This is a genomic window from Streptomyces candidus, assembly GCF_014207445.1.
GTDB lineage: Bacteria > Actinomycetota > Actinomycetes > Streptomycetales > Streptomycetaceae > Streptomyces > Streptomyces candidus.
Map to the genome: position 1 here is coordinate 452,605 of NZ_JACHEM010000004.1, position 22,516 is coordinate 475,120.

Genomic DNA, 22,516 nt, shown 5'->3' on the forward strand with positions numbered 1-22,516 from the left:
CCCTACTGTGCGATCCCGTCGCGCAGCTGACCGAACGCGAACTCCGCCGCCCGCACGGCCCCCGGGTGCACCGCGTCGGCGCTCTCCCCCGCGTGCTCGATCCGCCGCCAGTTCTCCTCGGCGAGGGTGCGCAGTACGACCCCGACCTGTCCGGCCGCCAGCCGCGCCCGCACGTCGGGGCCCTCGTCCCCACCCGACCCCAGTGCGGCGGCGAGCGCGGCGTCCGAGCGCCGGGTGTACGTGTGCAGCCGCGCCACGAGGCTCTCCGTGCCGTACAACATCCGCTGGTAGGCCAGCACTTCGGGGTCGTCGCACAGCCCCGTGATCGGGTCCCGCTCCGCCAGCCCCCGCAGGAAGTGCCGCTCCAGGGCGTCGAGCGGCCCGCTCCCCTGCTCACGCCCGGCCCTCACCACCCGCGCCGGCTCGTCCTCGTGGTCGGCGAACCGGTGCAGCGCGAGGTCCTCCTTGGCCGGGAAGTACCGGAACAGCGTCGGCTTGGACACCTCCGCGGCGGCCGCCACCTCGGCCACCGACACGGCGTCGAACCCCCGCTCCAGGAAGAGCCGGATCGCGGCCTCGGAGATCGCGGCGTACGTCCGCCGCTTCTTCAGCTCGCGCAGGCCGCCGGGAACGGGGGACGCGGGGGAGGGTGGGGTCTCGCTCACGGGCGCCATCCTAGGCAGGCCCCGGGGCCCGCTCCCGCGGAGCCGGCAGGGCAGAGCCGGCAGGGAAGCCACGCACCGGGCGGCCCGCAGGTCCTCGGACGCCGGCGGCGACACCGGGCCCGGGTCAGCCGGACGGTCCCCGCCCCTCGGCACCCGGGGCCCCGTGTCCGGCCCGGGGAAGGAGCGGCGCCAGGTAGGGGTTGATCACCCGGGGGTTCGGCAGCCCCAGCGCAGCGGTCGCCGCGCGGAGGGTCATGGCGTACGAGTCGACGGCCCGGCGCACGTTGGGGGCCTCCCGGCTCGCGCCGGTCACCAGGCGGTCGAGGTCGACGTAGGCGGAGCGGACGATCTCGATCCAGCGGTAGGTGTGGACGTCCTGCTGCCAGCCCTGGACGTAGCCCGGGTCGCGCGCGCCGAGCAGGCGCGCCCAGCGCGTCATCATGCGCTGGCGGATCTCCCGGGTGTGCGGCGTCAGGTGCAGGTGCCGGACCAGGTCGTGGAGCGGGTCGCCGCAGATGGCCATCTCCCAGTCGATGAGCGCGAGTTGGCCGTCCTGGGGGGTCCTGACAAGGTTCCACGGGTTGAGGTCGCCGTGCAGCAGGACGGGCGTGCGGTGGGTGACACCGCGTCCGGCGAGGATCTCCCTGAGCCGGTGCGCGGTGGGCAGTCCCAGCACGGTGGCCAGCCGCTGCGACTCCTTGGGGAGCCCTTCGACGATGTCGACCAGGCGGTCGCTCAGCCAGCGGTAGAACCCGCCCGGTGCGAGCCGGGGTGCCAGGCCCTCGGCGTCGACGTCCGGGAGGGCGGCGAGCTGGTCGACCAGGTGGTCGGCTTCCGGCAGCCGCAGTCCGTCCACCGGGTGTTCGGGCCGCCGGTGCGCGGGCCCCTCGTAGGAGTGGATGGCGAAGTCGTCCGCCGGGGCGCTGGAGCCCAGCGCCAGGACCTTGGGGGCCCGGACGACCGGCGAGCCCTCCAGGGCGCGCAGGACGGCCGACTCCTCGTTGAAGCACTGTTCCCTGCGGTCGGCGGAGCGCAGGGTGCGCCGGACCACCGCGGTCGTGTCCGCGCTGCGCACATGGACGACCGTGTTGAGGTGGCCGGTGCCTTTGAACACCTGGTGGGCGGGGGCGGCGCCCTCCGCCCGCAGGGCCTCGGCCACCGCCTCCGCGGAAAAGGCCCGCGGGCCCCCCGGGCGGCTCCCCTCCCGCACCCACCGCACGGACAGCCACAGGGGGCTCTCCCGGCCGCTCCTGGCCAGCTGCCACCTGCGGAGGATCCGTGCGATCTCCGCCGGGTCCGGCACGCCACCCAGCCGCAGCGGTCCCTGTGCCGCGAGGAGCGCCCGCTGCACCGACTGTGCCGCGTCCGCGGGTGCTGTGGTCTCCCGCTCGTCGCCCAGCGACCGCGCGGCCCGCATCACGTCCGGGTAGACGGACCGGGCGCGCTCGAAATCGAGGTAGTGGCCCAGGTCCGCCGCCATCCCGTTGACCGCCTCCGGGCGGCGGCTGCGCACGGCGCGGAACCAGGCCTGCTGCACCTCGTCCAGCTGGTGCGCCGGGTAGCGCATCCGTACGAGGTGCGTGGCGAGGTCGTGCAGCGGGTCCCCGTAGCACGCGAGTTCCCAGTCCACGATGCTCAGCGGCGGCTCGCCCCGGTACGGGACGATCACGTTGTCGCGGTGCAGGTCGGTGTGCAGCAGGCTGAACGGGCGGCGCACCATCGGCGGCAACCGGTCCGCGAAGTCGGGCATCGCGTTCTCCGGAATGCCCAGCGCGGCGAAGAGTCCCCCGAACTCGGCCCAGTTGGGCCGGCGCACTTCGCGTTCGGTGAGCAGGGCGAGGTGGCGCAGGAACGCCCTGCTGTGGCCGTCGCGCGGCCAGTTGTCCGGCAGGACGGGGAGGCTCTCCCTGCGCACCTCCACCATCCGCGCCAGCAGCCCCGCCAGTGCCTCGATCAGCCGGGAGTCGACCGGCTTGCCGTTCTGGCAGATGCTGGAGAGCGGCACTCCCTCCGGATGGCTGAGGACGGCCGACCTGTCGCCCCTCGCCAGGCACTGCGGCACATCGGGCAGCACACCTCGCAGCGCGTCGAGGATCTGCGACTCGTCCTGCCAGGTACGCAGGACGACGGGAAGCGCCCCGGCCGCGCGCAGGCGCACCCGCACGGTGCTGCCCGGCGGCCGGTTCAGCAGGCCCGCCATGGGCCCGGTCAGCGGTACCTGGAAGTTCCCGTGGTGGAAGCCCGGGGTCGGCCGGCCCGTACGGACCGCGTCCGCGACGAAGGCGTCGTACACGTGCACCGGGCTCGGTTTCGGCGGGGCCGGCTTGGCTGCCACGCGCTTGGGCGCGGCAGACGTCGTTGTCCGGAGCACGACCACGGGGCGACTCTCCACAAACCGATCAGGGCGGACCACAGCGGTGTCCGAAGGGGGCCACCCTAGTTCTCCGACGCACCGGCCGGCATGCGACTGCCAAGGCCCGGGGAGGGATGTCCGTCAATGCGCTGAAAGCCGGAGCGTACGGGCGCGGACGCGTGCGCGAGCTTCCGACAGGCATACGGAAGACCCGACCGCCCTCCGCCCGCCCCGTGCACGGGGTCCGCGGCGGCCAGGACGCACCTCGCGTGAACGGCCTCGATCCCGCACCCCACCGTCCTGGGCCTCACGCCCCGCCGAGCACGCCCAGAACCCCCTCCAAGGACCCCACGACCGCTTCCGCCCCGGCCTGCCGCAGCCGGTCCGCACGTCCGGCGTCCCTGGCATAGCCGAGGAAGGAAACGCCGGCGTTCCGGGCGGCGAGCAGGTCGGACGGGGTGTCCCCGATCATCAGGGTCCCGGCGGGGTCGGCGTCCAGGGCGTCCAGGGCGCGGTTGAGGCAGTCGGGGTCCGGTTTGAGGAGGTCGAGATCGCGGGTGCGGCCGTAGATGTGGCGGTCGAACAGGGGGCGAGACCGCGTCTGGTCACGTAACGAGAGGCCGCCGCGGGCGAGTTGTTGGTGGTGATGGCGAGGGGGACGCCCCGGAACGACCACTCGCGTATCAGGTCGTCGACGTACGGGGTGGGGGACGCCGAGTCCACCGCCGTCAGCTCCTCCTCGGTGAGCGACCGTTCGAGCTCGTGGACAAGACCTGCGCCCGGGTGCGTGGATCCGGTCACCCGGAGCACCGCCTGCGGGTCCTGCCGTTCGTTCTCGTCCAGCGGTACGTCCAGGTCCCGCGCCGCCAGCCAGGCGATCAGCCGGTCCGCTATGTGGTGTGCCCGGTGCCCTGCGAAGAGGCCGCAGATCGGTCCGTCGAAGTCGAAGAGGACGCAGGTGGCGCCCGTGATCAGGCGTTCCGTCCGCGCGGCCACGGCGACGGCCTGCCCGAGGTCTGTGGTTTCTGGGGTCATGTGGAGAGTGTCAGGGGCGAACTGATGGTGTTCCAGAGCGCGTCGAACCAGTTTGCGGACTGTTCGACGAATGCCTCGTCGCGCGCCCCCGCCCGCCCCTCGAAGCCGAAGAGGACCGACTCGGTGCCCAGCGCGTCGTACATCTCCATGTTGGCCTCCTCGAACTCCTCCTCCCGCTTGGTGACCCGGTAGTACGCGAAGTGCGCCTCGACGCCGTTCAGGACGTACAGCTTCAGGGGCGGGGTGAAGGGGAGCGCCCGGAAGGCCACCGTGACGTCGATGCCGTGCGAACGGCGGAGGTTGAGGAGGTTGTGCTTGAGGACGTGCCCCTGGGCGTTGCGCTGCTCCAGCCAGCGCCGGTGGATCCGCCCCTCCTCGTCCTCCTCCACTCCCCTGGGGAAGGCCAGCTCGATGTTCCGGGCGGGCAGCAGGATGCGGGCGGTGACGGAACGGGGCGCGATGCGGTTCTCGTGGACCAGACGCAGGGGCTCGGCGAGTGCCAGCATCAGGGACTCCGCGGTGAGGCTCAGTGCGTCGATGCGCACGTGCTCGGCCGCGAACGCCTCCGTGATGCGCGGCCCCAGCGCGCTCACTGTCGGCTGGGGCAGCCCGGACGCCGCGTCGGCGCCCGCCGCCAGGGGGCTCGTTTCGGCCACCCGGGCGGGGGCGCCGCGGCCCGCGGGGGTGAGCAGGCCCTCGTCGTGGAGGATGCGCAGGGCCTGACGGATCGTGCCGCGTTCCACGCAGAACTCCTCGGCCAGCCGGGACTGCGTCGGCATGTGGTCACCGGCCTTCAGCTCGCCCTTGCGGATGCGTTCGCGCAGGGTGTCGGCGACTTCCCGGTGCGAGCGCTTTCTGGCGTTCCTCACGATGCTCTCCTGACTCACGCCACCACGCTACAACTGACAGCCACCCGAGGGGAGTTGTCGGCGGCTTGTTTGGGAGTTGTTTGAGGATCGCTGCCAAGTGGGGAGAACTTTGAATGAGTTGGCCGGTCCGCCGGCCAACGTGGTCGAGGCAGCGTCGCCTCCCGTCGAGCACCGCTGCCCCGAGGGAGGGACCCCATGCCTGCTCTGCTGCTGCTCTCCGCCGCCGTCGTCCTCGGCTTCGAGAAGTTCGTCGACTGGCACTACGGGGCCCCGGGCGCGATCGGCGTCCTGCTGATCTGCATCGGCGTCAAGGCCAGGAGCCCGGCCTGTGCCGGGGTCGGCGCGACCGTGCTCACCCTCCAGGTGATCGGGCCGGGCGTCACCTGACGGCACGGGCGCCTCACAGGCCGCCGGCCAGGGTCAGTTCCCGGCTGATCGTGTTCCAGATCGCGTCGAACCAGAGCTGCGACTGCTCCACGAACGACCCGTCCCGCCGGCCGCCCGCGTCCTGGTCGAAGGGGAAGAGCATCGACCGCGTGCCCAGCGTGTCGTACATCTCCAGCGGCTCGTGGTCGTCGAACTGCTCCTCCTGCCTGGTGATCATGTAGTACGCGAAGAGCGCTTCCGAGCCGTTGAGCAGGTACAGCTTGACGGGGGGCGTGAACGGCAGCGCCCGGAAGGTGATGTCCACGTCGATGCCGTGCGTACGGCGCAGGTTGCGGAGGTTGTGCCGCAGCACCTGCCCCTGGGCGTTGCGCTGCGAGAGCCAGCGGCTGTGCAGCCGCTCGTCGCTGCCGTCGGCCACCGGGGTGGGGAACGCCAGGTCGATGTCCCGGCTCGGCAGCAGAACCCGTACGGTCACCCGGTCCGGCCCGAGGCGGCCCTCGTGGATGAGCCGCAGCGGCTCCCCGAACGCCAGCGTCAGCGACACCGCCGTCAGGCACAGCGCGTCGATGCGCACGTGCGGGGACCTGAAGGCCTCCGTGACGCGCGACGCCAGCGCGACCATGGTCGGCTGCGGGGACGCGGCGGGCGGGGCGAGCGCGGCGGGCGCGTCGTCGGCGACCGTGGCGGGCGAACCCTTCGTCACGTTGACGAGCAGCCGTTCCTCCTGGAGGGTGCGCAGCGCCCGGCGGACCGTGCCGCGCTCCACCCCGAACTCCTCGGCCAGCCGGGCCTGTGTCGGCATCCGGTCGCCGGGGCGGAGCTGCCCGGCCCTGATTCGGGCCCGCAGCGCTTCGGCCACCTCACGGGGCGACCTTTTCGTGCCGTTCACGGCTGCGCCAGCAGTGCTCACAACCAGAACACTACAACTTCACGCCATCCAAAGGGAGTTGTCGGCAGAGCTGGTTAAAAGTTCTTGAGTCATGGGGACAACTTCAACAGAGTTGGTCACCAACTTCGCGTAGATGGTCGAACTCATCACCGACGGCTCCCAACTGGCACCGCGGCGGTTCGGCCGGCCCTCGAAGCGCGTTTGTTGGCGGCAGGCTCACCCCTCTCAGCTCAAGGAGTGATCCCCATGCCATTTCTCGCGCTCCTCGCCCTCGGCGCCTACTTCGTGGGCGAAATGATCGAAGGCCGCTTCGGACTCCTCGGCGTCGCCGCCGTCGGCTTCCTCTCCGTCGGGGTCAAGACGAAGAACACCGCCTGCCTCAGCATCGGAACCGTCGCCCTCGTCATCCTCGGCCAGTCCGCGATGCCATGACCAAAGGCCCGGCCGCCCCACGCCGCCCACGGGCCCACGACCCACGTCAGAAGACGTCCGGACACCAGGGACTGCGAGGCGCCAGGAACAGGGCGTCCACCCGGGCCGCCGCCCCGGTGTGCTCCTCGTGCACCTGACCCAGCGCCGCCAACCGCACCGCCGACCGGCCGCCCAGGTACAGCGCACCCAACTCCCTTACGTCGAGGGTCAGGTCGGCGGCATCGGAGGTGGGTACGCACTGTGCCGCACCCGTCGCGGACACCTCCAGCCGAAACCGTCCACCGGCCGGACCCAGCCGGTCCTCGACCTCCAGCACGACCGTCCCGGCCCTCTCGTACGTCCGCGCCTCCAGCGCCCGCACGACGTCCAGGACCCGCACCCACAGCCAGTCCGCCCACGTCACCGGCCGCGCCGCACGCGGGTCCGGCAGCAGGTCGGGCAGCAGGTCGTCCGGCGCGCGGTAGCCGGTGCGCACCTTCGCCACCCAGTCGATCGAGCACAGGTAGTGCCACAGGGCGCGCTCGGCCTCCGGGGTCGTCGCGATCAGGTCGTGCACCTGCACCGTGTTCAGCGGCTGCTTGGCGTCGCCCCACGTGTCGTCCGCCCGGTACTTGACCAGCCCCTCGAACTGCCCGCCGGCCGCCTCGGAGGCCCGGTAAACGGCGAAGAAGGCCGCCTTGTACGGGTCGTAGCTGTACTGGACCAGCCCGGTCTGCCGCTCCCACCAGCCCGCGCTCCGGTCCGTCGCACCCGGCTGCCCCGCCCGGAACCGCTCGTGCAGCTCCGGCCCGGCCTTCCGTACGTCCGCCGGGTCGACGAGGTCGATGCGACCGCCGCAGTCCGGCCCCGACCACCGCTTGCCGAGCCCGGTGCGGTGCACGTCGATCTCCCACTCGGCGGTCGAGGTCGCGTGCCCGAAGCCGTACCGCCCGTAGATCGGGTACTCGGCCGCGATCAGCGTCGCGACCGCCTCGCCGCGTTCCTTCGCCTCCGCGAGGTCCGCCCGGATCATCCGGCCGAGCAGCCCGCGCCGACGGTGCGTGGGCGACACGGTGACGCTGGTGACGGCGTTCGCCGTCACGAACCCCCCACCGGGGACGGTGAGTTGCTGTGCGAAGGAACGGTACGTCGCCACGCACCGCCCCGCGTCGAACGCGCCCTTCGTCCGGGCCAGGTCGGTCTGCGACCGGCGCAGCGCCACATCCGCGTCGGTGGCCTGCGCCGCCGTCAGGAAGCCGACCGCGTTGGCCCGCCCCCAGTCCTCGAACTCGGCCTCGGCGACCGGCCGTACCTCGATGTCCGTGCCGGTCCCGCTGCCGGCGTGGTCTCCCGCGTGAGCGCTCATGCGTCCACGCTAAACACGTCGCGCTCAGAATGTCGCGCGGATTTCGCCGACCCGCACCGGCCCGCCGAACAGCGGCGCCTCACCGATCCGCCTCACCAGCGCGCCCTCGATGCCGAGCATGCCCAGTGCCCTGGCCAGCACCGGTCCGAGCGCCCGCGCCGCCCCGTCGTCGATCTTGAAGGCGAGCGCCCGGCCGTCCGGCAGCGCCACCGCCTGCACCGCCTCCGCACCCATCTTCGACAGCGCGCCCGGCACCTCCCGCATCAGCCAGGTGTCCGGCCGCCGCGTCCCCGCCACGTACTCCGGGTGCGTCCGCATGGCGTCCGCGACCCGACGCTCCGGGCTGCCCTCCTCGGCGAGGACGAAGTACCGGAAGGCCCGCGCGAGGCCGGTCAGGCCGATCGCCATCAGCGGCGCCCCGCAGCCGTCCGTGCCGACCGCCGCGACCTTCTCCCCGCTGGCCCGCTCCACGCACTCCAGCGCCAGCCGCTGGAGCGGATGCGCCGGGTCCAGATAGCTGCCCGTGTCCCACCCGTTGACCTTGCAGGCCGCGATCATCGCCGTGTGCTTGCCGGAGCAGTTCATCGTGACCCGCTCGCGGACGTGACCGGCCGCCAGGTAGGCCTCGGCCTCGACCGGGTCCAGCGGCAGGTCGGGCGGCGTCTGCAGGTCGTCCTGCGCCAGTCCGTACTCGCTGAGCATCTTGCGTACGAGATCCAGGTGGAAGCCCTCGCCGGAGTGGCTCGCCGCGGCCAGTGCCAGGCGCTCGCCCGAGAGGTCCAGCCCGGCCCGCAGCAGGGCGGCTGCCTGCATCGGCTTGTTGCTGGAACGGGGGAAGACCGGCGAGGTCACGTCCCCGAGGGCCAGCTGCACGCTTCCGTCGGCCGCCAGCACGACCAGCGAGCCCCGATGGTGGCCCTCGACGAAGCCGGATCGGACGACTTCGGCGAGAACCGGGGGTATGGCGGTGGGGGCGGTGCTGGGGGTGGTCATCGTCGACTCGGCCTTCCGGACGCGGGGACCGGCCCCGCGAAACGCCCGGGATCACCGGTCGCGGCCTCGACGGAGCAGGTCAGTGGAGCAGATCGTCTACTTGTGCTTCACCTTCACGGTACCTGCGGGCGATCTCCGCGCTGCAATCGTCCGCGGTGCGCTGGAGCTGCTGACGCTGCCCGGACACCTGCTGCTCGTAGCCGATGAGCCGCCGCATTCCCGCGTGCAGCTCTTCGTCCGTCCGGGCGTCGAGGTCGGACAGTTCGACCTCCGCGAGCATGTCGGCCGCCAGCCTCCGGTACTGCTCGCTGCGCGGCGTCGACAGCGTCACGTGCCGGGCGGAGGACCGGTGGCTGGACGGGCTGTCCGCGAGGATCTCCGACAGCCGCTCCACCACCGGCGACTGCGGACCGCCCCGGCGGCCCAGCTCGGCGCGCAGGATGTCGATGCGGCCGTGCAGCAGCCGGCGTACGTAACTCAGGTCCGCCTCGTCGCGCTGCGCGTCCCTGCGCAGGGTCCGCAGCTCGGGCAGGCCCAGTGCGCCGAGGTCGGGCCGCGAGTGCGACGGGAGCACCGGCGGCACGCCCCGCGGGGTGCAGGGCGCGGGCGCCCGCACCGCGTCCCCCGACGGCCTCGGGTGTGCCAGCTGCATCGGTACGGGACCGGACCTTCGCCCGGCGCCAGAAGTGCTCATCTAATTCCGTCCCCTCGAACGGTGCGGCGCACCGCCTCGCCCCGCATCGTGCCACTCCTTCCCCTGCCGACGCAGGCACACTGCACCCGTATGGCCCTTGCGTACGGGACGCCGCCGGCGGGAGGCATGATGGTCGCCATGCGAGCTGTGGTGCAGAGAGTGGACGGCGCGAGCGTCGTCGTCGGCGGCGAGACGGTCGGCGAGATCGTGGGCGAGGGCCTGTGTGTCCTGGTCGGAGTGACACACGAGGACACTCCGGACAAGGCGGCGCAACTCGCGCGCAAGCTGTGGTCGGTGCGCATCCTGGACGGCGAGAAGTCCTGTTCCGACGTGAACGCCCCGCTCCTGGTGATCTCGCAATTCACCCTGTACGGGGACGCCCGGAAGGGCCGCCGCCCCACCTGGAACGCCGCTGCCCCCGGCGAGGTCGCCGAGCCCCTGGTGGACGAGGTCGTCGCGCAGCTGCGCGCCCTGGGCGCGACGGTACGGACGGGCAGCTTCGGCGCGGAGATGTGGGTCTCGCTGACGAACAACGGGCCCTTCACGGTCCTGCTGGACATCTGAGGGGTACGGGGGGCGGTCCCCCCGCGTACGACGGGCCCCGCGCGCCGCGCCGAGGGGCGGGCCCCGCAGTCCCCGCCCCGGCTCCGCCCCCTACGGCTCGACCACGACCTCCTGCGCCGCCGCCGTGTCCCCCGCCATCAGTTCGGCGTCCACCGCCACGTTCCGCTTGATCAGGGCCAGCGCGATGGGCCCCAGCTCGTGGTGGCGCACGGAGGTCGTCACGAAGCCGATCTGCCGGCCCTCGGGCCCGTCGGAGGCCAGCCGCACCGGCGTCCCCGTCGGTGGCAGCAGCACCTCGCTCCCGTCCAGGTGCAGGAACACGAGCCGGCGCGGCGGCTTCCCGAGGTTCTGCACGCGGGCGACGGTCTCCTGGCCCCGGTAGCACCCCTTCTGCAGGTGCACCGCGCTGCCGACCCAGCCCAGCTCGTGCGGGATGGTCCGGTGGTCGGTCTCGAACCCGAGCCGCGGCCGGTGCCCCTCGACGCGCAGCGCCTCGTACGCCAGCACGCCCGCGGCGGGCCCGTACCCGGCCGCGTACTCCTCCAGCCGGTCCCGGGCCAGGAACAGGTCCCGTCCGTGCGCGGTCTCCCGTACGACGACGTCCTCCGGCACCGGGGCGATGGATCCGGCGGGCAGCCACACCACGGCGAACTCCGGGGTCCGGTCCGCCACTTCGACCCGGTAGAAGAACTTCATGCTCTCCAGGTACGCGATCAGGTCCTGCTGCGTACCGGGCTCCACGTGGATCCAGGTGGTCTCCCCGTCGTCCACCAGGTACAGGGCGTGCTCCACGTGCCCGTTGGCGGTCAGCACCAGCGCTTCGGTGGCCCGGCCCGCGGGCAGCTCGACGACGTGCTGGGTGATCAGCAGGTGCAGCCAGCTCAGCCGGTCGGATCCGGTCACCGTGATGACGCCCCGGTGCGAGAGGTCGACGAAACCCGACCCGTCGGCCAGCGCGCGCTGCTCACGGAACAGATCGCCGTAGTGCGCGGCGACGCCTTCGTCACGGCCCTCGGCGGCGACGGCTCCGGGCAGGGAAAGGAGGGGGCTCTTCATAACAGCCCAGCCTACGACTCCGCGCCGGACTCCTTCTCGGCCGCGCAGCCCGCGCACCTGCCAAAGATCGCGAAGTGCTTCATATCGGTCTCGAACCCGAACTCGCCGCGCAGCTTCGCGATGAACTCCCCCGCGACCTCGACGTCCGCCTCGATGACGTTCGAGCAGTCCCGGCAGACCAGGTGGAGGTGGTGGTGCCGGGCCGCGAGGTGGTAGGTGGGCGCGCCGTGGCCGAGGTGCGCGTGGCTGACCAGCCCGAGCTCCTCCAGCAGCTCAAGGGTCCGGTAGACCGTGGAGATGTTGACCCCGGAGGCGGTCCTGCGCACTTCCCCGAGGATCTCGTCGGGCGTCGCGTGCTCCAGCGCGTCCACGGCTTCGAGGACGAGCTGCCGCTGCGGCGTCAGCCGGTAGCCGCGCTGCCGCAGGTCACTTTTCCAGTCGGTGCTCACCACGCCGCCCAGTGTAGGCAGCGCGGTGGGCATCCGTCCGTACTCGCGCCCGCCCGCCCGCTCAGCGGAAGAACGCGATCCCGTCGTCGGGCAGGTCCGGGAGGTTCTTGGCCATGGCCTCGACCTCTTCGGGGGTGACGGTCTTCTTGAGGTGCGCCGACATGTACGGACGCAGCTCGACCTCGGGGGTGGCCTTCTCGCCGACCCACATCAGGTCGCTCTTCACGTAGCCGTAGAGTCGCTTGCCGCCGGTGTACGGGCCGGAGGCGGCCGTGCGGGCCACCGCGTCCGTGACCAGGTCGATCTGCGGCTTCTGGTGGGCCAGCTCGCCGTACCAGATCTCGACGACGCCGGTGTCGCGGGTCATGACGACCTCGACCTTGCGGTCCTTGTCGATGCGCCAGAAGCCGGACTCGGTCTCCAGCGGCTTCACCTTGTTGCCCTCGGCGTCGAGGATCCAGGAGTGCGAGACGTACTCCAGGAAGTCACGGCCGTCGTGGCTGAAGGTGACTTCCTGGCCGAAGTTGGCCTTCTCCTCGCCGGGGAAGTCGGTGACACCCGCACCCGTCCACTTCCCGAGGAGGAAGACGAGGGGGACGAGGTCCGGGTGGAGGTCGGACGGGATCTCGATCATGAGTGGCTCAGGCGATCTGTGTGAGGGGTGGCGGCGGCCGGCTGCACGAGTGGCTAGCGCTGGCCCTGGTAGAGCTTCTTCACGGCCAGTGCGGTGAAGGCGAGGACGCCGACGCAGACCAGAACCAGCAGGGCGGAGAAGAATGCCTCAAGCACGAGGTGCTCCTTGCGATGAGCGAGGTGTGAGTTACGGGCCGGGCCCCAGCTTAGACGGCCGGGGCCCGGTGCTCTCTGTGAGGTGGGCCGGTGGGGGCGGGGCCGGGCCGGGGCGGGGCGCGCGGACACGACGGCGGGCGGGACGGGACGCGCGGGGGCGGGGCCGGGCGGGTCTAGGGTTCCACCCATGTCGAAGAAGCTCGTGATCAAGGTGACCGCCGGGGCCGACGCCCCGGAGCGGTGCTCGCAGGCGTTCACGGTGGCGGCGGTGGCCGTGGCCAGTGGGGTCGAGGTGTCGTTGTGGCTGACCGGGGAGGCGGCGTGGTTCGCGCTGCCGGGGAAGGCCGCGGAGTTCGAGCTGCCGCACGCGGCGCCGCTGCCGGACCTCATCGAGTCCGTCCAGGCGGGCGGCACCCTGACCCTGTGCACCCAGTGCGCGGTACGGCGCAACATCACCGAGGACGACGTGCTGGAGGGCGTACGGATCGCGGGGGCGCAGGTATTCGTCAGCGAGGTCATGGCGGACGACGTACGGGCGCTCGTGTACTGAGGCCGGTCCGGCCCACGGACGGGCACGAGGTCGGGGACGCGGACGGGGCAAGGCGGGCCGGGGACCCGACGGACGGGGCGTACCTGGCGCGGCGGCCCGCGGGAGCGCAAGGCAGGAGGGCCGCACCCTTCGTCACAGGTATGGCGTCCAACCCCCTGTGGGTGCGGCCCTCCGGCCGGTTCAGCGCGCGGTGCTCGCGTCACACCGCGATGGCGACCTCCGCGAGCCCGCCGGTCTGGGCAACCACCGTGCGGTCCGCCGTGCCGCCCGGGACCAGGGCGCGCAGCGTCCAGGTGCCCTCGGCGGCGTAGAAGCGGAACTGGCCGGTGGCCGAGGTGGGGACCTCGGCGGTGAACTCGCCGGTCGAGTCGAGGAGGCGGACGTAGCCCGTCACCGGCTCGCCGTTCCTGGTCACGCTGCCCTGGATGGTGGTCTCACCGGGCTTGATGGTCGAGGCGTCGGGGCCGCCGGCCTTCGCTCCACACATGTTCTGTCCTTAGGGGTTGAGGGGCCGGACTACTTGTTGGCGCCGAGCTCGATCGGAACGCCGACCAGGGAGCCGTACTCGGTCCACGAGCCGTCGTAGTTCTTGACGTTCTCGACGCCGAGCAGCTCGTGCAGGACGAACCAGGTCAGGGCCGAGCGCTCGCCGATGCGGCAGTACGCGATGGTGTCCTTGGCGAGGTCGACCTGCTCGGCCTCGTAGAGGGCCTTGAGCTCTTCGTCGGACTTGAACGTGCCGTCGTCGTTGGCGTTCTTCGACCACGGGATGTTGCGGGCGCTCGGCACGTGGCCGGGGCGCTGCGACTGCTCCTGCGGGAGGTGCGCGGGGGCGAGCAGCTTGCCGCTGAACTCGTCGGGCGAGCGGACGTCGACCAGGTTCTGGGTGTTGATCGCCTTGACGACGTCGTCGCGGTAGGCGCGGATCGACTCGTCCTGCGGCTGGGCCTTGTACGTGGTGGCCGGGCGGGAGGGGACCTCGGCGACCAGGTCGCGGGAGTCGAGCTCCCACTTCTTGCGGCCGCCGTCCAGGAGGCGCACGTCGCCGTGCCCGTACAGCTTGAAGTACCAGAAGGCGTAGGAGGCGAACCAGTTGTTGTTGCCGCCGTAGAGGACGACGGTGGTGTCGTTGCCGATGCCCTTCTCCGACAGGAGCTTCTCGAAGCCGGCCTGGTCGATGAAGTCGCGGCGGACCGGGTCCTGGAGGTCCTTGGTCCAGTCGATCCGGATGGCGTTGCGGATGTGGTTCTTCTCGTACGCGGAGGTGTCCTCGTCGACCTCGACGACGGCCACCTTCGGGTCGTCCAGGTGGGCCTCGACCCAGTCTGCGTCTACCAGTACGTCGCTGCGGCTCATGGTGTGGTTCTCCTCCGGGGCAGTTGCGGGGGGGTGTGCGCATGTGTCCGGGTACGACTGCGGGGCCGTACGTACGGCGGCACGAAGAGCGTGAGGGGGGCGGCAAGTCGCCCCAGGGAAGCGGGGGTTCGGGCGGTCGCGCCCAGCGGGTCCCGCTCAGACCGCGCGGCGACAGAGCATGGCGGCGACGCGGCACAGGTCTACTGCCCGCCGCTTCGTGAGGTCCGCCTGTCGCTGCTGCATGGGACCGATCGTAGGGAGGTACAGGCGGCCGTGTCACCGGCGTGTCGCATGTTGAGACGTGATCGTCCGAAGGGTGGGACGGAAGAAGGGGCCGGGATGTCCTTCCCGGCCCCTCGCCCCGCTCGTGCGGTTACCAGTCCTGCGGACTGGACCCTTCCGTCTCGCTATCCGGCCAGCTCCACGTTCGCGCCGGTGACGGCGACCTCCATGCCCGTCTCGACCGGGGTGATCTTGTCGAGCTTGAGGCCGTTCGGCAGGCCACCGATGGGGCGCTCGAAGTCGATCTTCTTGCGGATCATTCCTTCGAGGCCGGGGATGCCCTGTCCGGGCACGCTGTCGGCGCGCACCGCGACCACCCTGCCGCCGTCCTTGAGGCTGACGCTGGACAGGACGCTCTGCGTGATCTCGCGGCCGAGGACCGAGGCGGTGCCGGTGACCTTGACCTTGCCATTGCCGCCGTAGGCGAGCTTGACGTCCTTGTCGCCCGCGGCGCGCGTCAGGTCGTCGTACGAGATGACGGCGGTTCCGGCGGCACGGGTGGCGGTGGCGGAGGAGAAGTTGTTGGTGAGGATCACGTCGTACAGCTCGGCGTTGATCTTGCCGACCGTCAGGCTGCGGCCCTCGGCCTCCGTCTGCAGACCGTCCATGGTGACGTCGACCCGGTCGAGTTCCTTGGCGAGGACCTGGGTGAGGAAGGGGAAGCCCTTGATGTCGATCTGTGGTTCCGTCGAAAGCCCCTGGCTCGCACGGACCTTGGTGGCCACCTCGGACTCGGCGTAGTTCACCGCGAGGCGGTCCACGGCGACGAAGATGCCGCCGAGGACGACACCCAGGATCAGAAGGATGCGAAGTGCGCGCATTGTTGGTGTTTCCCCCACCCGCGTTCGTTGGCCCCCGTACTGACAGTGAGCCTAACCGGTGGGGTTCACACGTAACCCGTGATGCGCGAGTGACTCAGGCGAAGGCCCGGCCCAGCAGGTAGACGGCCGGGGCCGCCAGGGCCAGCGGCAGCGCGACGCCTGCCGTCATGTGCACGAAGCGCGACGGGTAGTCGTACGCGGCCACCCGCAGCCCGACCAGCGCGCACACGCCCGCCCCGAGGCCGATGACAGCCCCGCCGGAACCGAGCCCGTTGACCCCGCCGACCGCGATGCCGGCGCCGGCGGCGGCGAGCAGCGCGACGACGACCGAGGCGACGGTGGGCAGCGGCAGCGCACGGGCGAACACCGCGGCGGCCACCGCGACCCCGCCGACCGCCAGGGCCTTCGGGTCGGCGGCGAGGTGCCCGGAGGCGACGACGGTGAGGGCGGCGGTGGTGACGCCCGCGGTCAGCGCGTACATCCGCTCGTCGGCGGACATCCGGTTGCGCAGGTGCAGGACGAGGGTGAGCAGGACCCATACGCCGAGCGTGCCGAGGAGCGCGGTGGGCGCGTTCAGGGCGTCCACGGACAGGATCGCCGCGTCCGCGACCACGCCGCCGAGGAACGCGAGCGCGATGCCCTGCCGGGCGGGCCACATCCCGTTCAGCCGGAACCAGCCCGCCGCCATGACCGCCTGGAGCAGCACCACCGGCACGACCACCGCGAACTGTCCGAGGCCCGCGGCGACCGCCAGCAGTCCGCCGAGGACGGCGGTCAGCAGCGCGGGCTGCATCCCCGGGTCGATGATCGGCGACCGGCCCTCGGCGCGCGCCCGCTGGGCGTCCGTGATGCGCGCGTTGCCGCGGGTGGCGGGCGGGCTGTACCGGGGGCCGGGGGGCGTGTCGTACGAGGCGGAGGCGTGCTCCGGGGCGTGATCGGAGACGCGGGGGTGCGCGGCGGTGGGGGCGGAGCCGTAGGCGGGCTCCGGCTCCGGTGCGTGGGCGTTCGGGGGCACGGCCTGCATGGGGACCTCGGGCGGAAGCGGGTACGACCCGGAAGGGCCGGCGGGGCCCGGCGTCAGGGTGTGGGGCGGGGGGTTCTGGGGCGCGGAGTTCTCAGGCACCGGGTCGGGACCCCGGAAGTTCTGGGGCGGGAGGTAGGCGGTGTCGGCAGCGGCAGCCTGGTGGGACTGGTGTCCCTGTGGGGGCTGGTGGCTGTGCGGTGACCGGTGGGGCTGGTAGTGCTGGTGCGGCTCGCGGGACTGCGGGGACTGCTGGGCACGGTGGGATCCGGACCGGTCCGCTCCGGGGGTTCCGTGTTGTCCGTGTGCTCCATGGTTCTCAGGGGCTCCTCTGTGGGAACCGGAAGCGCCGGAGGCCTGGTGCGGCTCGTAGGACTGCGGGGCCTGGTGGAGCTGCGGGTTCCGGTAGGCCTGCGGGTCCTGGTGGGCCGGCTGGGGCTGCGGGGCTCGATGCGATCCAGAGGCTCCGGGGGCCTGGGGAGACTCGTATCCCTGCTGTGCCTGCTGTGCCTGCTGTGCCTGCTGTGCCTGCTGTGCCTGCTGTGCCTGCTGTGGATTCTGAGGCCGGAGCGACTGGTGGACCGGCTGGTACTGCGTGTCCCAGGTCAGACCGTGCCAGCTCTGCGTGGCGTACGGGTCCTGGGAGGCCTGCGCGTGGTCCTGGGCCTGCCCCTGGCCCGTCCCATGGCCGTCCTGTCCCGTCCCGGGAGCGGCCTGTCCCGTCCCGGGAGCGTCGTGGGAGACGGCGGGGTCGGGGAACTGCTGCTGCGGGTGGGCCTGTTCACCGTACGGGGGCTGCTCCCCGTACCCCTGCGACGGCTGCCGCCCGTACGGGTACTGCTGGTCGTCAGCGCTCATGGTCTTCGGTCACCCTCCTGCGAACGGCGGGAGCACCTCGACCGTGCCGCCCTCGGCCAGCCGTACCGTCCCGTGGTCACGAGTCCCGACGGGGTCGCCGTCGATCAGGAACGAGCACCGCTGGAGCACCCGCACCAGCTCCCCGGGGTGCTGGGCGCGGACCGCGTCCAGTGCCTCGGCGAGCGTCTCGGCCGAGTACGGCTCCTCGCCGGTACCGGCGGCGGCCTTGGCCGCAGCCCAAAAGCGGATGGTGCCCGCTGCCATGGCGGCGCTCCTTTCGTCCGGTCCGTCGCCCCCTGGCCCGGCGCGTCGTGTGCGTCCGGTCCTTCGCTGGCGTCCGGCCCGTTTTACGGCCTCGTCAGCTGTCCATGATGGGCCATCCGGCCGACCGCCCCGGTCGACCAGTGCCCGATGCGCGCGAGGAGACCGGCGTCCGCCGCGTTCTCCGCGTGCCCCATCCCGGCCTCGATCCACAGTTCCGCACCGGGTGCGGCAGCGGCGAGCGACCTCGGGTGGTCCAGGGGGAAGTACGGGTCCCGGTCGCCGTGCACCAGCAGCAGCGGGGCCGGTGCGACGTACGGAGCCGCCTCCACCGGCGAAAGGGGTACGGGGTCCCACGCCCGGTGGTGAATCCGGGTACGGAGTCCGGCCCTCCCCACCAGGCGCCCCGCGGGACGCGTCACCACCCAGTGGAGACGCCGCATCGGAGCGGTTCCGCGGTAGAACCACCGGGCCGGGGCACTGACCGCCACCACCGCGTCCGCCCCCGCCCCCGCACCGGCACCGGCGCCGGCACCCGCACGGGCGACGGCGCCCACGCTCCCGTCCGCGTCACGCCCGCCGTCCTCGTCCGCCGCTCCACCGGCTCCCGCGCCACCGCACGCTTCCGTGCGCCCCCTCTGCTCCGCCCCCGGCCACTCCCCGTACGAAGGTCCGTACAGCGCCCCGTGCCGGAGCACCACCGATCCACCCATCGAGAACCCCACGGTGACCACGGACGAGTGCCCCAACTCCCGTCCCCAGCGCACCGCTGCCGCCAGGTCGAGCACCTCCCGGTCACCGACCGTGGACCGCCCGCCGGACCGGCCGTGCCCCCGGAACGAGAACGTGATCACGGCTCCGTACTGCGAGAACACCCGTGCCGCCCGCCGTACGGCGGGCCGCTCCAGGGCGCCGGAGAATCCGTGCGCGACGACGAGAACGGGGCGGCCCGAAGGATCTTCACCGGGGGACGTTCCCGGCTCGTACAGCGCCTCGATCCGCACCGAATCGTCCGTACGGAGCGTGGTGCGCCGGGCCCCCGGAGTGACCAAGGAAACAGAAGCGGTGCCTGCCATGTGGGCTATTCTGCTCGGCGAAGGACTCGGGCAGCGTTGCCCCCGGGTCCTTTTGTGCTTTCCGGGCGACCTAAAAGGCTGGGAAAGAACAGGGCAAGAGAGCCGGAAACGAGGCAGGTCGGACCCCAGGGCGCGGGGGTCGTCCGCCTATAACCGGCCGAGGGCGACAAGCAGTACGAAGCAGTGCCGCAAACGCCCCCGGGCCTCCGGAAGGAGCCAGGGGGACCCCCTCCCGCAGGGACCGAGGAGGAACCGACGTTATGGGCGAGCGAACCGTGCATCCACCGCATACGACGAGTACGACGACCGGTACGACGCGTGCGAGTCGTACGACTCCTACGACGACTCGTACGACGACGACCATGAACATCCGAGCAGGTGAAGCGCGATGAGCTCTCTGCTGCTCCTCACCAATGCCCTCCAGCCGTCGACGGAGGTGCTGCCCGCTCTCGGCCTGCTGCTGCACACCGTGCGGGTGGCTCCCGCCGAGGGCCCCGCCCTGGTGGACACCCCGGGCGCCGACACGATCCTCATCGACGGCCGCCGCGACCTTCCGCAGGTCAGGTCGCTGTGCCAGCTGCTGCGTTCCACCGGGCCCGGCTGCCCGCTGATCCTCGTCGTCACGGAGGGCGGTCTTGCCGCCGTGACCGCGGACTGGGGCGTCGACGACGTGCTCCTGGACACGGCGGGCCCCGCCGAGGTCGAGGCGCGGCTGCGGCTCGCGATGGGCCGCCAGAACATGGTCGCCGACGACGTACCCACCGAGATCCGCAACGGCGACCTGTCGGTCGACGAGGCGACGTACAGCGCGAAGCTCAAGGGGCGGGTCCTGGACCTCACCTTCAAGGAGTTCGAGCTGCTGAAGTACCTGGCGCAGCACCCCGGCCGGGTCTTCACGCGGGCGCAGCTCCTCCAGGAGGTGTGGGGCTACGACTACTTCGGCGGTACGCGGACGGTCGACGTCCATGTACGGCGGCTGCGCGCGAAGCTCGGCGTCGAGAACGAGGCACTGATCGGGACGGTACGGAACGTGGGCTACCGCTTCGTGGTGCCGGAGAAGGTCGAGCAGGCCGCCGAGGAGGCGAAGGCGGCGGGAGCGTCGGCGCGGGAGGTCGAGAAGGCGCGGGCGCGGGCTTCCGCCTCGGTAGCCCGTACGGCCGAATCGCCCGTACGCGAGTAAGTCGGCGCAAGTCGGCTCGATCCATGGGACGACCGGCCTGTGACCTGGTCGATCCGCGTAGACTCCTGCGCGTGGCCAAGGTGACGCGGGACGATGTGGCGCGACTGGCGGGTACTTCTACCGCCGTCGTCAGTTACGTCATCAACAACGGACCCCGGCCGGTCGCCCCGGCCACGCGCGAGCGTGTCCTCGCCGCGATCAAGGAACTGGGCTACCGCCCGGACCGGGTCGCGCAGGCCATGGCGTCCCGGCGGACCGATCTCATAGGCATGATCGTCCCCGATGCCCGGCAGCCGTTCTTCGCGGAGATGACGCACGCCGTCGAGCAGGCCGCCGCCGAGCGCGGGAAAATGGTGCTCGTCGGCAACTCCGACTACCGCAACGAACGCGAGATCCACTACCTGCGGGCCTTCCTCGGCATGCGTGTGTCCGGGCTCATCCTGGTCAGCCAGGGCATGAGCGAGAGCGCGGCGGCGGAGATCGACGCGTGGGACGCACGGGTGGTGCTGCTCCACGAGCGTCCGGAGGCCATCGACGACGTCGCGGTCGTGACGGACGACGTGGGCGGCGCGCAGCTCGCGACGCGACACCTGCTGGAGCACGGGCACGAGTACGTGGTGTGCCTCGGCGGCGTCGAGTCCACCCCGTCCGTGGGCGACCCGGTGGCCGACCACATCGAGGGCTGGCGGCGGGCCATGCAGGAATCCGGGCGCTCGACGGAGGGCCGGCTGGTACAGGCGCCCTACGACAGGTACGCGGCGTACGAGGTGGCGCTCGGGCTGCTGGCCGGGCCCGACCGCCCGCCCGCGATCTTCTGCTCGACGGACGACCAGGCGATCGGGGTGCTGCGGGCGGCCCGTGAGCTGCGCATCGACGTGCCGGGGGAGCTGGCGGTGGCCGGCTTCGACAACGTCAAGGAGGCGGCACTGACGGACCCGCCGCTGACGACGATCTCCTCGGACCGGCCGGCGATGGCACGGGCGGCGGTGGACCTCGTCCTCGACGACGGACTGCGGGTGGCCGGGTCGCGACGGGAACGGGTCAAGCAGTTCCCCTCGGCGCTGATCATCCGCAGATCCTGCGGCTGCGGCTGACGCACGGCGAATCGTGGCCGCCGGGGCGGGGTTCTTCCGTGCGGGTGCGTGGGGCTCACCCGCACAGTTCCCCGCGCCCCTAACGGGGCACTCCCCCCGGCAGCCCCGGCAGCCCCCCTTGGGCGGCGGGGCCGCACGCCCTCCCCCCCGGTAGCCCGCTTGGGCGGCGGGGCCGCCCCCGGGGGCGGAACGGGCGGGCAAGGGGGCGGCCCCCCACCGGACGGTGCACCCCTCGCCCTACGCCCCGCCACGCCCGCGCACCCACACCCGCCCACGCACCGGCACCAGCACCGGCACCGGCACCGGCACACCCAACCCCGCCCCTTACACCGGGCATACAGGAATCTGCCGCCCTTCTTAACTCCCCCTCAGACAGTTCTCATGCAGCCCGCCCAAGCTCATGAACATGACGACGACACCCCCGCCCCCGCACCCCGAGTCCACCCCCACCGCCCCCTACGCCGGCTTCCCCCCGCCCCCGTCGCACGCCCCCACCGTGCACCGCCGTCGTGCCGGGCGGCCCGTCGCGCTGCTCGCGGCGGTGGCGCTCGTCGCCGCGACGGCCGGTGGCGGCGCCGCGTACCTGACCGAGCGGTACACCGGCGACGGCAGCGGCGCCAACAGCGCCGCCGCCCCCGGCAGCAACGTCTCGCAGTCCAGCATGGGCACCGTCTCCGGCATCGCCCAGGCCGTCGGCCCCGCCATCGTCGAGATCAGCGCGACCTCGTCCGCCGGCGCCTCCACCGGCTCCGGCGTGATCCTGACCGCCGACGGTGAGGTCATCACGAACAACCACGTCGTCGCGGGAGCCGACACCGTCAAGGTGAAGCTGTCCTCCGGCAAGACCTACACCGCGAAGGTCGTCGGCACCGACCCCGACAAGGACCTCGCCCTGCTCAAGCTCCAGGACGCGAGCAAGCTCCCCACCGCCAAGCTGGGCAGCAGCAAGGACGTCAAGGTCGGCGACCAGGTCGTCGCGATCGGCTCTCCCGAGGGCCTCTCCGGTACGGTCACCAGCGGCATCGTCTCCGCCCTCGACCGCGACGTGACGGTCTCCAAGGAGCAGGACAAGGGACGGTCCGGCAGCCGGCAGCAGGGCGGCGGCTGGCCCTTCGAGTTCGGCGGCGAGAGCTTCAACGGCGACACCGGCCAGTCCAAGACGACGTACAAGGCCATCCAGACCGACGCCTCCCTCAACCCCGGCAACTCCGGCGGCGCGCTGATCAACATGCGCGGCGAGATCATCGGCATCAACTCCGCCATGTACGCCCCGAGTTCCGGCAATGGCGGCGGCGCCGGCAGCGTCGGGCTCGGCTTCGCGATCCCCTCCGACACGGTGAAGGCCGACCTGGACAGCCTGCGCAAGGGCGGTACCGGCGACGACACCTCCGGCCAGGGGCAGGACAGCGACGGCAGCACCGACAGCCGCGACCCCTTCTCCGGCTTCGGCGTGTAAAGCTGGGATCGCCCCCGCCACCCCGACCGGAGACGGTTCCG

At 72.1% G+C, this 22,516-nt stretch carries 24 protein-coding genes and 1 pseudogene; 7 read left to right on the plus strand and 18 right to left on the minus strand.

The window, feature by feature from the left end; translation table 11 throughout:
• Positions 1-2: 2 nt before the first annotated feature.
• From HNQ79_RS10780 to HNQ79_RS10795, 4 genes and pseudogenes are all read right to left on the minus strand, one after another.
• Positions 3-674 (minus strand): TetR family transcriptional regulator, encoded by a 672-nt coding sequence (locus tag HNQ79_RS10780; protein ID WP_185029450.1) that lies wholly within the window; start codon positions 672-674, stop codon positions 3-5.
• Between the two features lie 115 nt (positions 675-789).
• Positions 790-3,042: an aminoglycoside phosphotransferase family protein gene (locus tag HNQ79_RS10785; protein WP_311772288.1), complete on the minus strand. Its 2,253-nt coding sequence runs from the start codon at positions 3,040-3,042 to the stop codon at positions 790-792.
• 283 nt (positions 3,043-3,325) lie between these two features.
• Positions 3,326-4,053 (minus strand): annotated as a pseudogene (locus HNQ79_RS10790) (HAD family hydrolase).
• Positions 4,050-4,922: a GntR family transcriptional regulator gene (locus HNQ79_RS10795; protein WP_185029452.1), complete on the minus strand. Its 873-nt coding sequence runs from the start codon at positions 4,920-4,922 to the stop codon at positions 4,050-4,052. Before HNQ79_RS10795 ends, HNQ79_RS10790 begins: the two are co-directional and overlap by 4 nt.
• 195 nt (positions 4,923-5,117) lie before the next feature.
• Between HNQ79_RS10795 and HNQ79_RS10800 the strand changes: the two genes are divergently transcribed.
• The gene (locus HNQ79_RS10800) at positions 5,118-5,309 is read left to right on the plus strand and encodes a hypothetical protein (protein WP_185029454.1); all 192 of its coding nucleotides are present in this window, start codon (positions 5,118-5,120) and stop codon (positions 5,307-5,309) included.
• Between the two features lie 13 nt (positions 5,310-5,322).
• Here the strand turns inward: HNQ79_RS10800 and HNQ79_RS10805 are convergent, their stop codons facing one another.
• The gene (locus tag HNQ79_RS10805; protein ID WP_221507614.1) at positions 5,323-6,225 is read right to left on the minus strand and encodes a winged helix-turn-helix domain-containing protein; all 903 of its coding nucleotides are present in this window, start codon (positions 6,223-6,225) and stop codon (positions 5,323-5,325) included.
• 219 nt (positions 6,226-6,444) lie between these two features.
• Between HNQ79_RS10805 and HNQ79_RS10810 the strand changes: the two genes are divergently transcribed.
• Entirely contained in the window at positions 6,445-6,630 is a 186-nt protein-coding gene (locus tag HNQ79_RS10810; protein WP_185029456.1) for a hypothetical protein, read from the plus strand.
• A 46-nt stretch (positions 6,631-6,676) separates the two neighbouring features.
• Here the strand turns inward: HNQ79_RS10810 and HNQ79_RS10815 are convergent, their stop codons facing one another.
• The 3 genes from HNQ79_RS10815 to HNQ79_RS10825 all read right to left on the minus strand — a co-directional run bounded on the left by HNQ79_RS10815 (position 6,677) and on the right by HNQ79_RS10825 (position 9,662).
• Complete coding sequence (locus tag HNQ79_RS10815) at positions 6,677-7,975, minus strand: GNAT family N-acetyltransferase (RefSeq protein WP_185029458.1); 1,299 nt, start codon at positions 7,973-7,975, stop codon at positions 6,677-6,679.
• A 24-nt stretch (positions 7,976-7,999) separates the two neighbouring features.
• Positions 8,000-8,968: an asparaginase gene (locus HNQ79_RS10820; protein WP_185029460.1), complete on the minus strand. Its 969-nt coding sequence runs from the start codon at positions 8,966-8,968 to the stop codon at positions 8,000-8,002.
• Positions 8,969-9,047: 79 nt separating this feature from the next.
• Positions 9,048-9,662 (minus strand): RsiG family protein, encoded by a 615-nt coding sequence (locus tag HNQ79_RS10825; protein WP_185029462.1) that lies wholly within the window; start codon positions 9,660-9,662, stop codon positions 9,048-9,050.
• 138 nt (positions 9,663-9,800) lie between these two features.
• On the opposite strand from HNQ79_RS10825, the gene dtd reads away from it, so the two are divergent.
• Positions 9,801-10,226 carry a D-aminoacyl-tRNA deacylase gene (dtd, locus tag HNQ79_RS10830; protein ID WP_185029464.1) on the plus strand — a complete coding sequence of 142 codons (426 nt, stop codon included), beginning with the start codon at positions 9,801-9,803 and terminating at the stop codon, positions 10,224-10,226.
• Positions 10,227-10,316: 90 nt separating this feature from the next.
• Here dtd and ygfZ read toward each other — a convergent pair whose 3' ends face one another.
• The 3 genes from ygfZ to HNQ79_RS10845 are packed head-to-tail and all read right to left on the minus strand — an operon-like array spanning position 10,317 to position 12,365.
• The gene (gene ygfZ / locus HNQ79_RS10835) at positions 10,317-11,282 is read right to left on the minus strand and encodes a CAF17-like 4Fe-4S cluster assembly/insertion protein YgfZ (RefSeq protein ID WP_185029465.1); all 966 of its coding nucleotides are present in this window, start codon (positions 11,280-11,282) and stop codon (positions 10,317-10,319) included.
• Positions 11,283-11,293: 11 nt separating this feature from the next.
• The gene (locus HNQ79_RS10840; protein WP_185029467.1) at positions 11,294-11,734 is read right to left on the minus strand and encodes a Fur family transcriptional regulator; all 441 of its coding nucleotides are present in this window, start codon (positions 11,732-11,734) and stop codon (positions 11,294-11,296) included.
• A 58-nt stretch (positions 11,735-11,792) separates the two neighbouring features.
• Complete coding sequence (locus HNQ79_RS10845; RefSeq protein WP_185029469.1) at positions 11,793-12,365, minus strand: heme-binding beta-barrel domain-containing protein; 573 nt, start codon at positions 12,363-12,365, stop codon at positions 11,793-11,795.
• Positions 12,366-12,707: 342 nt separating this feature from the next.
• Between HNQ79_RS10845 and HNQ79_RS10850 the strand changes: the two genes are divergently transcribed.
• Entirely contained in the window at positions 12,708-13,070 is a 363-nt protein-coding gene (locus tag HNQ79_RS10850; protein ID WP_185029471.1) for a DsrE family protein, read from the plus strand.
• Positions 13,071-13,269: 199 nt separating this feature from the next.
• Here HNQ79_RS10850 and HNQ79_RS10855 read toward each other — a convergent pair whose 3' ends face one another.
• The 7 genes from HNQ79_RS10855 to HNQ79_RS10880 form a co-directional block, all read right to left on the minus strand.
• Complete coding sequence (locus HNQ79_RS10855; protein WP_185029473.1) at positions 13,270-13,557, minus strand: DUF1416 domain-containing protein; 288 nt, start codon at positions 13,555-13,557, stop codon at positions 13,270-13,272.
• A 29-nt stretch (positions 13,558-13,586) separates the two neighbouring features.
• Positions 13,587-14,426 (minus strand): sulfurtransferase, encoded by an 840-nt coding sequence (locus HNQ79_RS10860; RefSeq protein WP_185029475.1) that lies wholly within the window; start codon positions 14,424-14,426, stop codon positions 13,587-13,589.
• 156 nt (positions 14,427-14,582) lie between these two features.
• Positions 14,583-14,669 carry a putative leader peptide gene (locus tag HNQ79_RS34760; RefSeq protein ID WP_362423585.1) on the minus strand — a complete coding sequence of 29 codons (87 nt, stop codon included), beginning with the start codon at positions 14,667-14,669 and terminating at the stop codon, positions 14,583-14,585.
• A gap of 164 nt (positions 14,670-14,833) precedes the next feature.
• Positions 14,834-15,529 (minus strand): LmeA family phospholipid-binding protein, encoded by a 696-nt coding sequence (locus HNQ79_RS10865; protein ID WP_185029477.1) that lies wholly within the window; start codon positions 15,527-15,529, stop codon positions 14,834-14,836.
• A gap of 94 nt (positions 15,530-15,623) precedes the next feature.
• Positions 15,624-17,408 (minus strand): hypothetical protein, encoded by a 1,785-nt coding sequence (locus HNQ79_RS10870; RefSeq protein ID WP_185029479.1) that lies wholly within the window; start codon positions 17,406-17,408, stop codon positions 15,624-15,626.
• Between the two features lie 9 nt (positions 17,409-17,417).
• On the minus strand, positions 17,418-17,672 hold the full coding sequence (locus HNQ79_RS10875) for a MoaD/ThiS family protein (protein ID WP_185029481.1): 255 nt from the start codon (positions 17,670-17,672) through the stop codon (positions 17,418-17,420).
• Between the two features lie 83 nt (positions 17,673-17,755).
• Complete coding sequence (locus tag HNQ79_RS10880) at positions 17,756-18,745, minus strand: alpha/beta fold hydrolase (RefSeq protein WP_185029483.1); 990 nt, start codon at positions 18,743-18,745, stop codon at positions 17,756-17,758.
• A gap of 388 nt (positions 18,746-19,133) precedes the next feature.
• On the opposite strand from HNQ79_RS10880, the gene HNQ79_RS10885 reads away from it, so the two are divergent.
• The 3 genes from HNQ79_RS10885 to HNQ79_RS10895 all read left to right on the plus strand — a co-directional run bounded on the left by HNQ79_RS10885 (position 19,134) and on the right by HNQ79_RS10895 (position 22,475).
• On the plus strand, positions 19,134-19,925 hold the full coding sequence (locus HNQ79_RS10885; protein WP_185029485.1) for a response regulator transcription factor: 792 nt from the start codon (positions 19,134-19,136) through the stop codon (positions 19,923-19,925).
• A gap of 71 nt (positions 19,926-19,996) precedes the next feature.
• Complete coding sequence (locus HNQ79_RS10890) at positions 19,997-21,019, plus strand: LacI family DNA-binding transcriptional regulator (RefSeq protein ID WP_185029487.1); 1,023 nt, start codon at positions 19,997-19,999, stop codon at positions 21,017-21,019.
• A 406-nt stretch (positions 21,020-21,425) separates the two neighbouring features.
• Positions 21,426-22,475: a S1C family serine protease gene (locus HNQ79_RS10895; protein WP_229923513.1), complete on the plus strand. Its 1,050-nt coding sequence runs from the start codon at positions 21,426-21,428 to the stop codon at positions 22,473-22,475.
• The last annotated feature ends 41 nt before the right edge of the window (positions 22,476-22,516 follow it).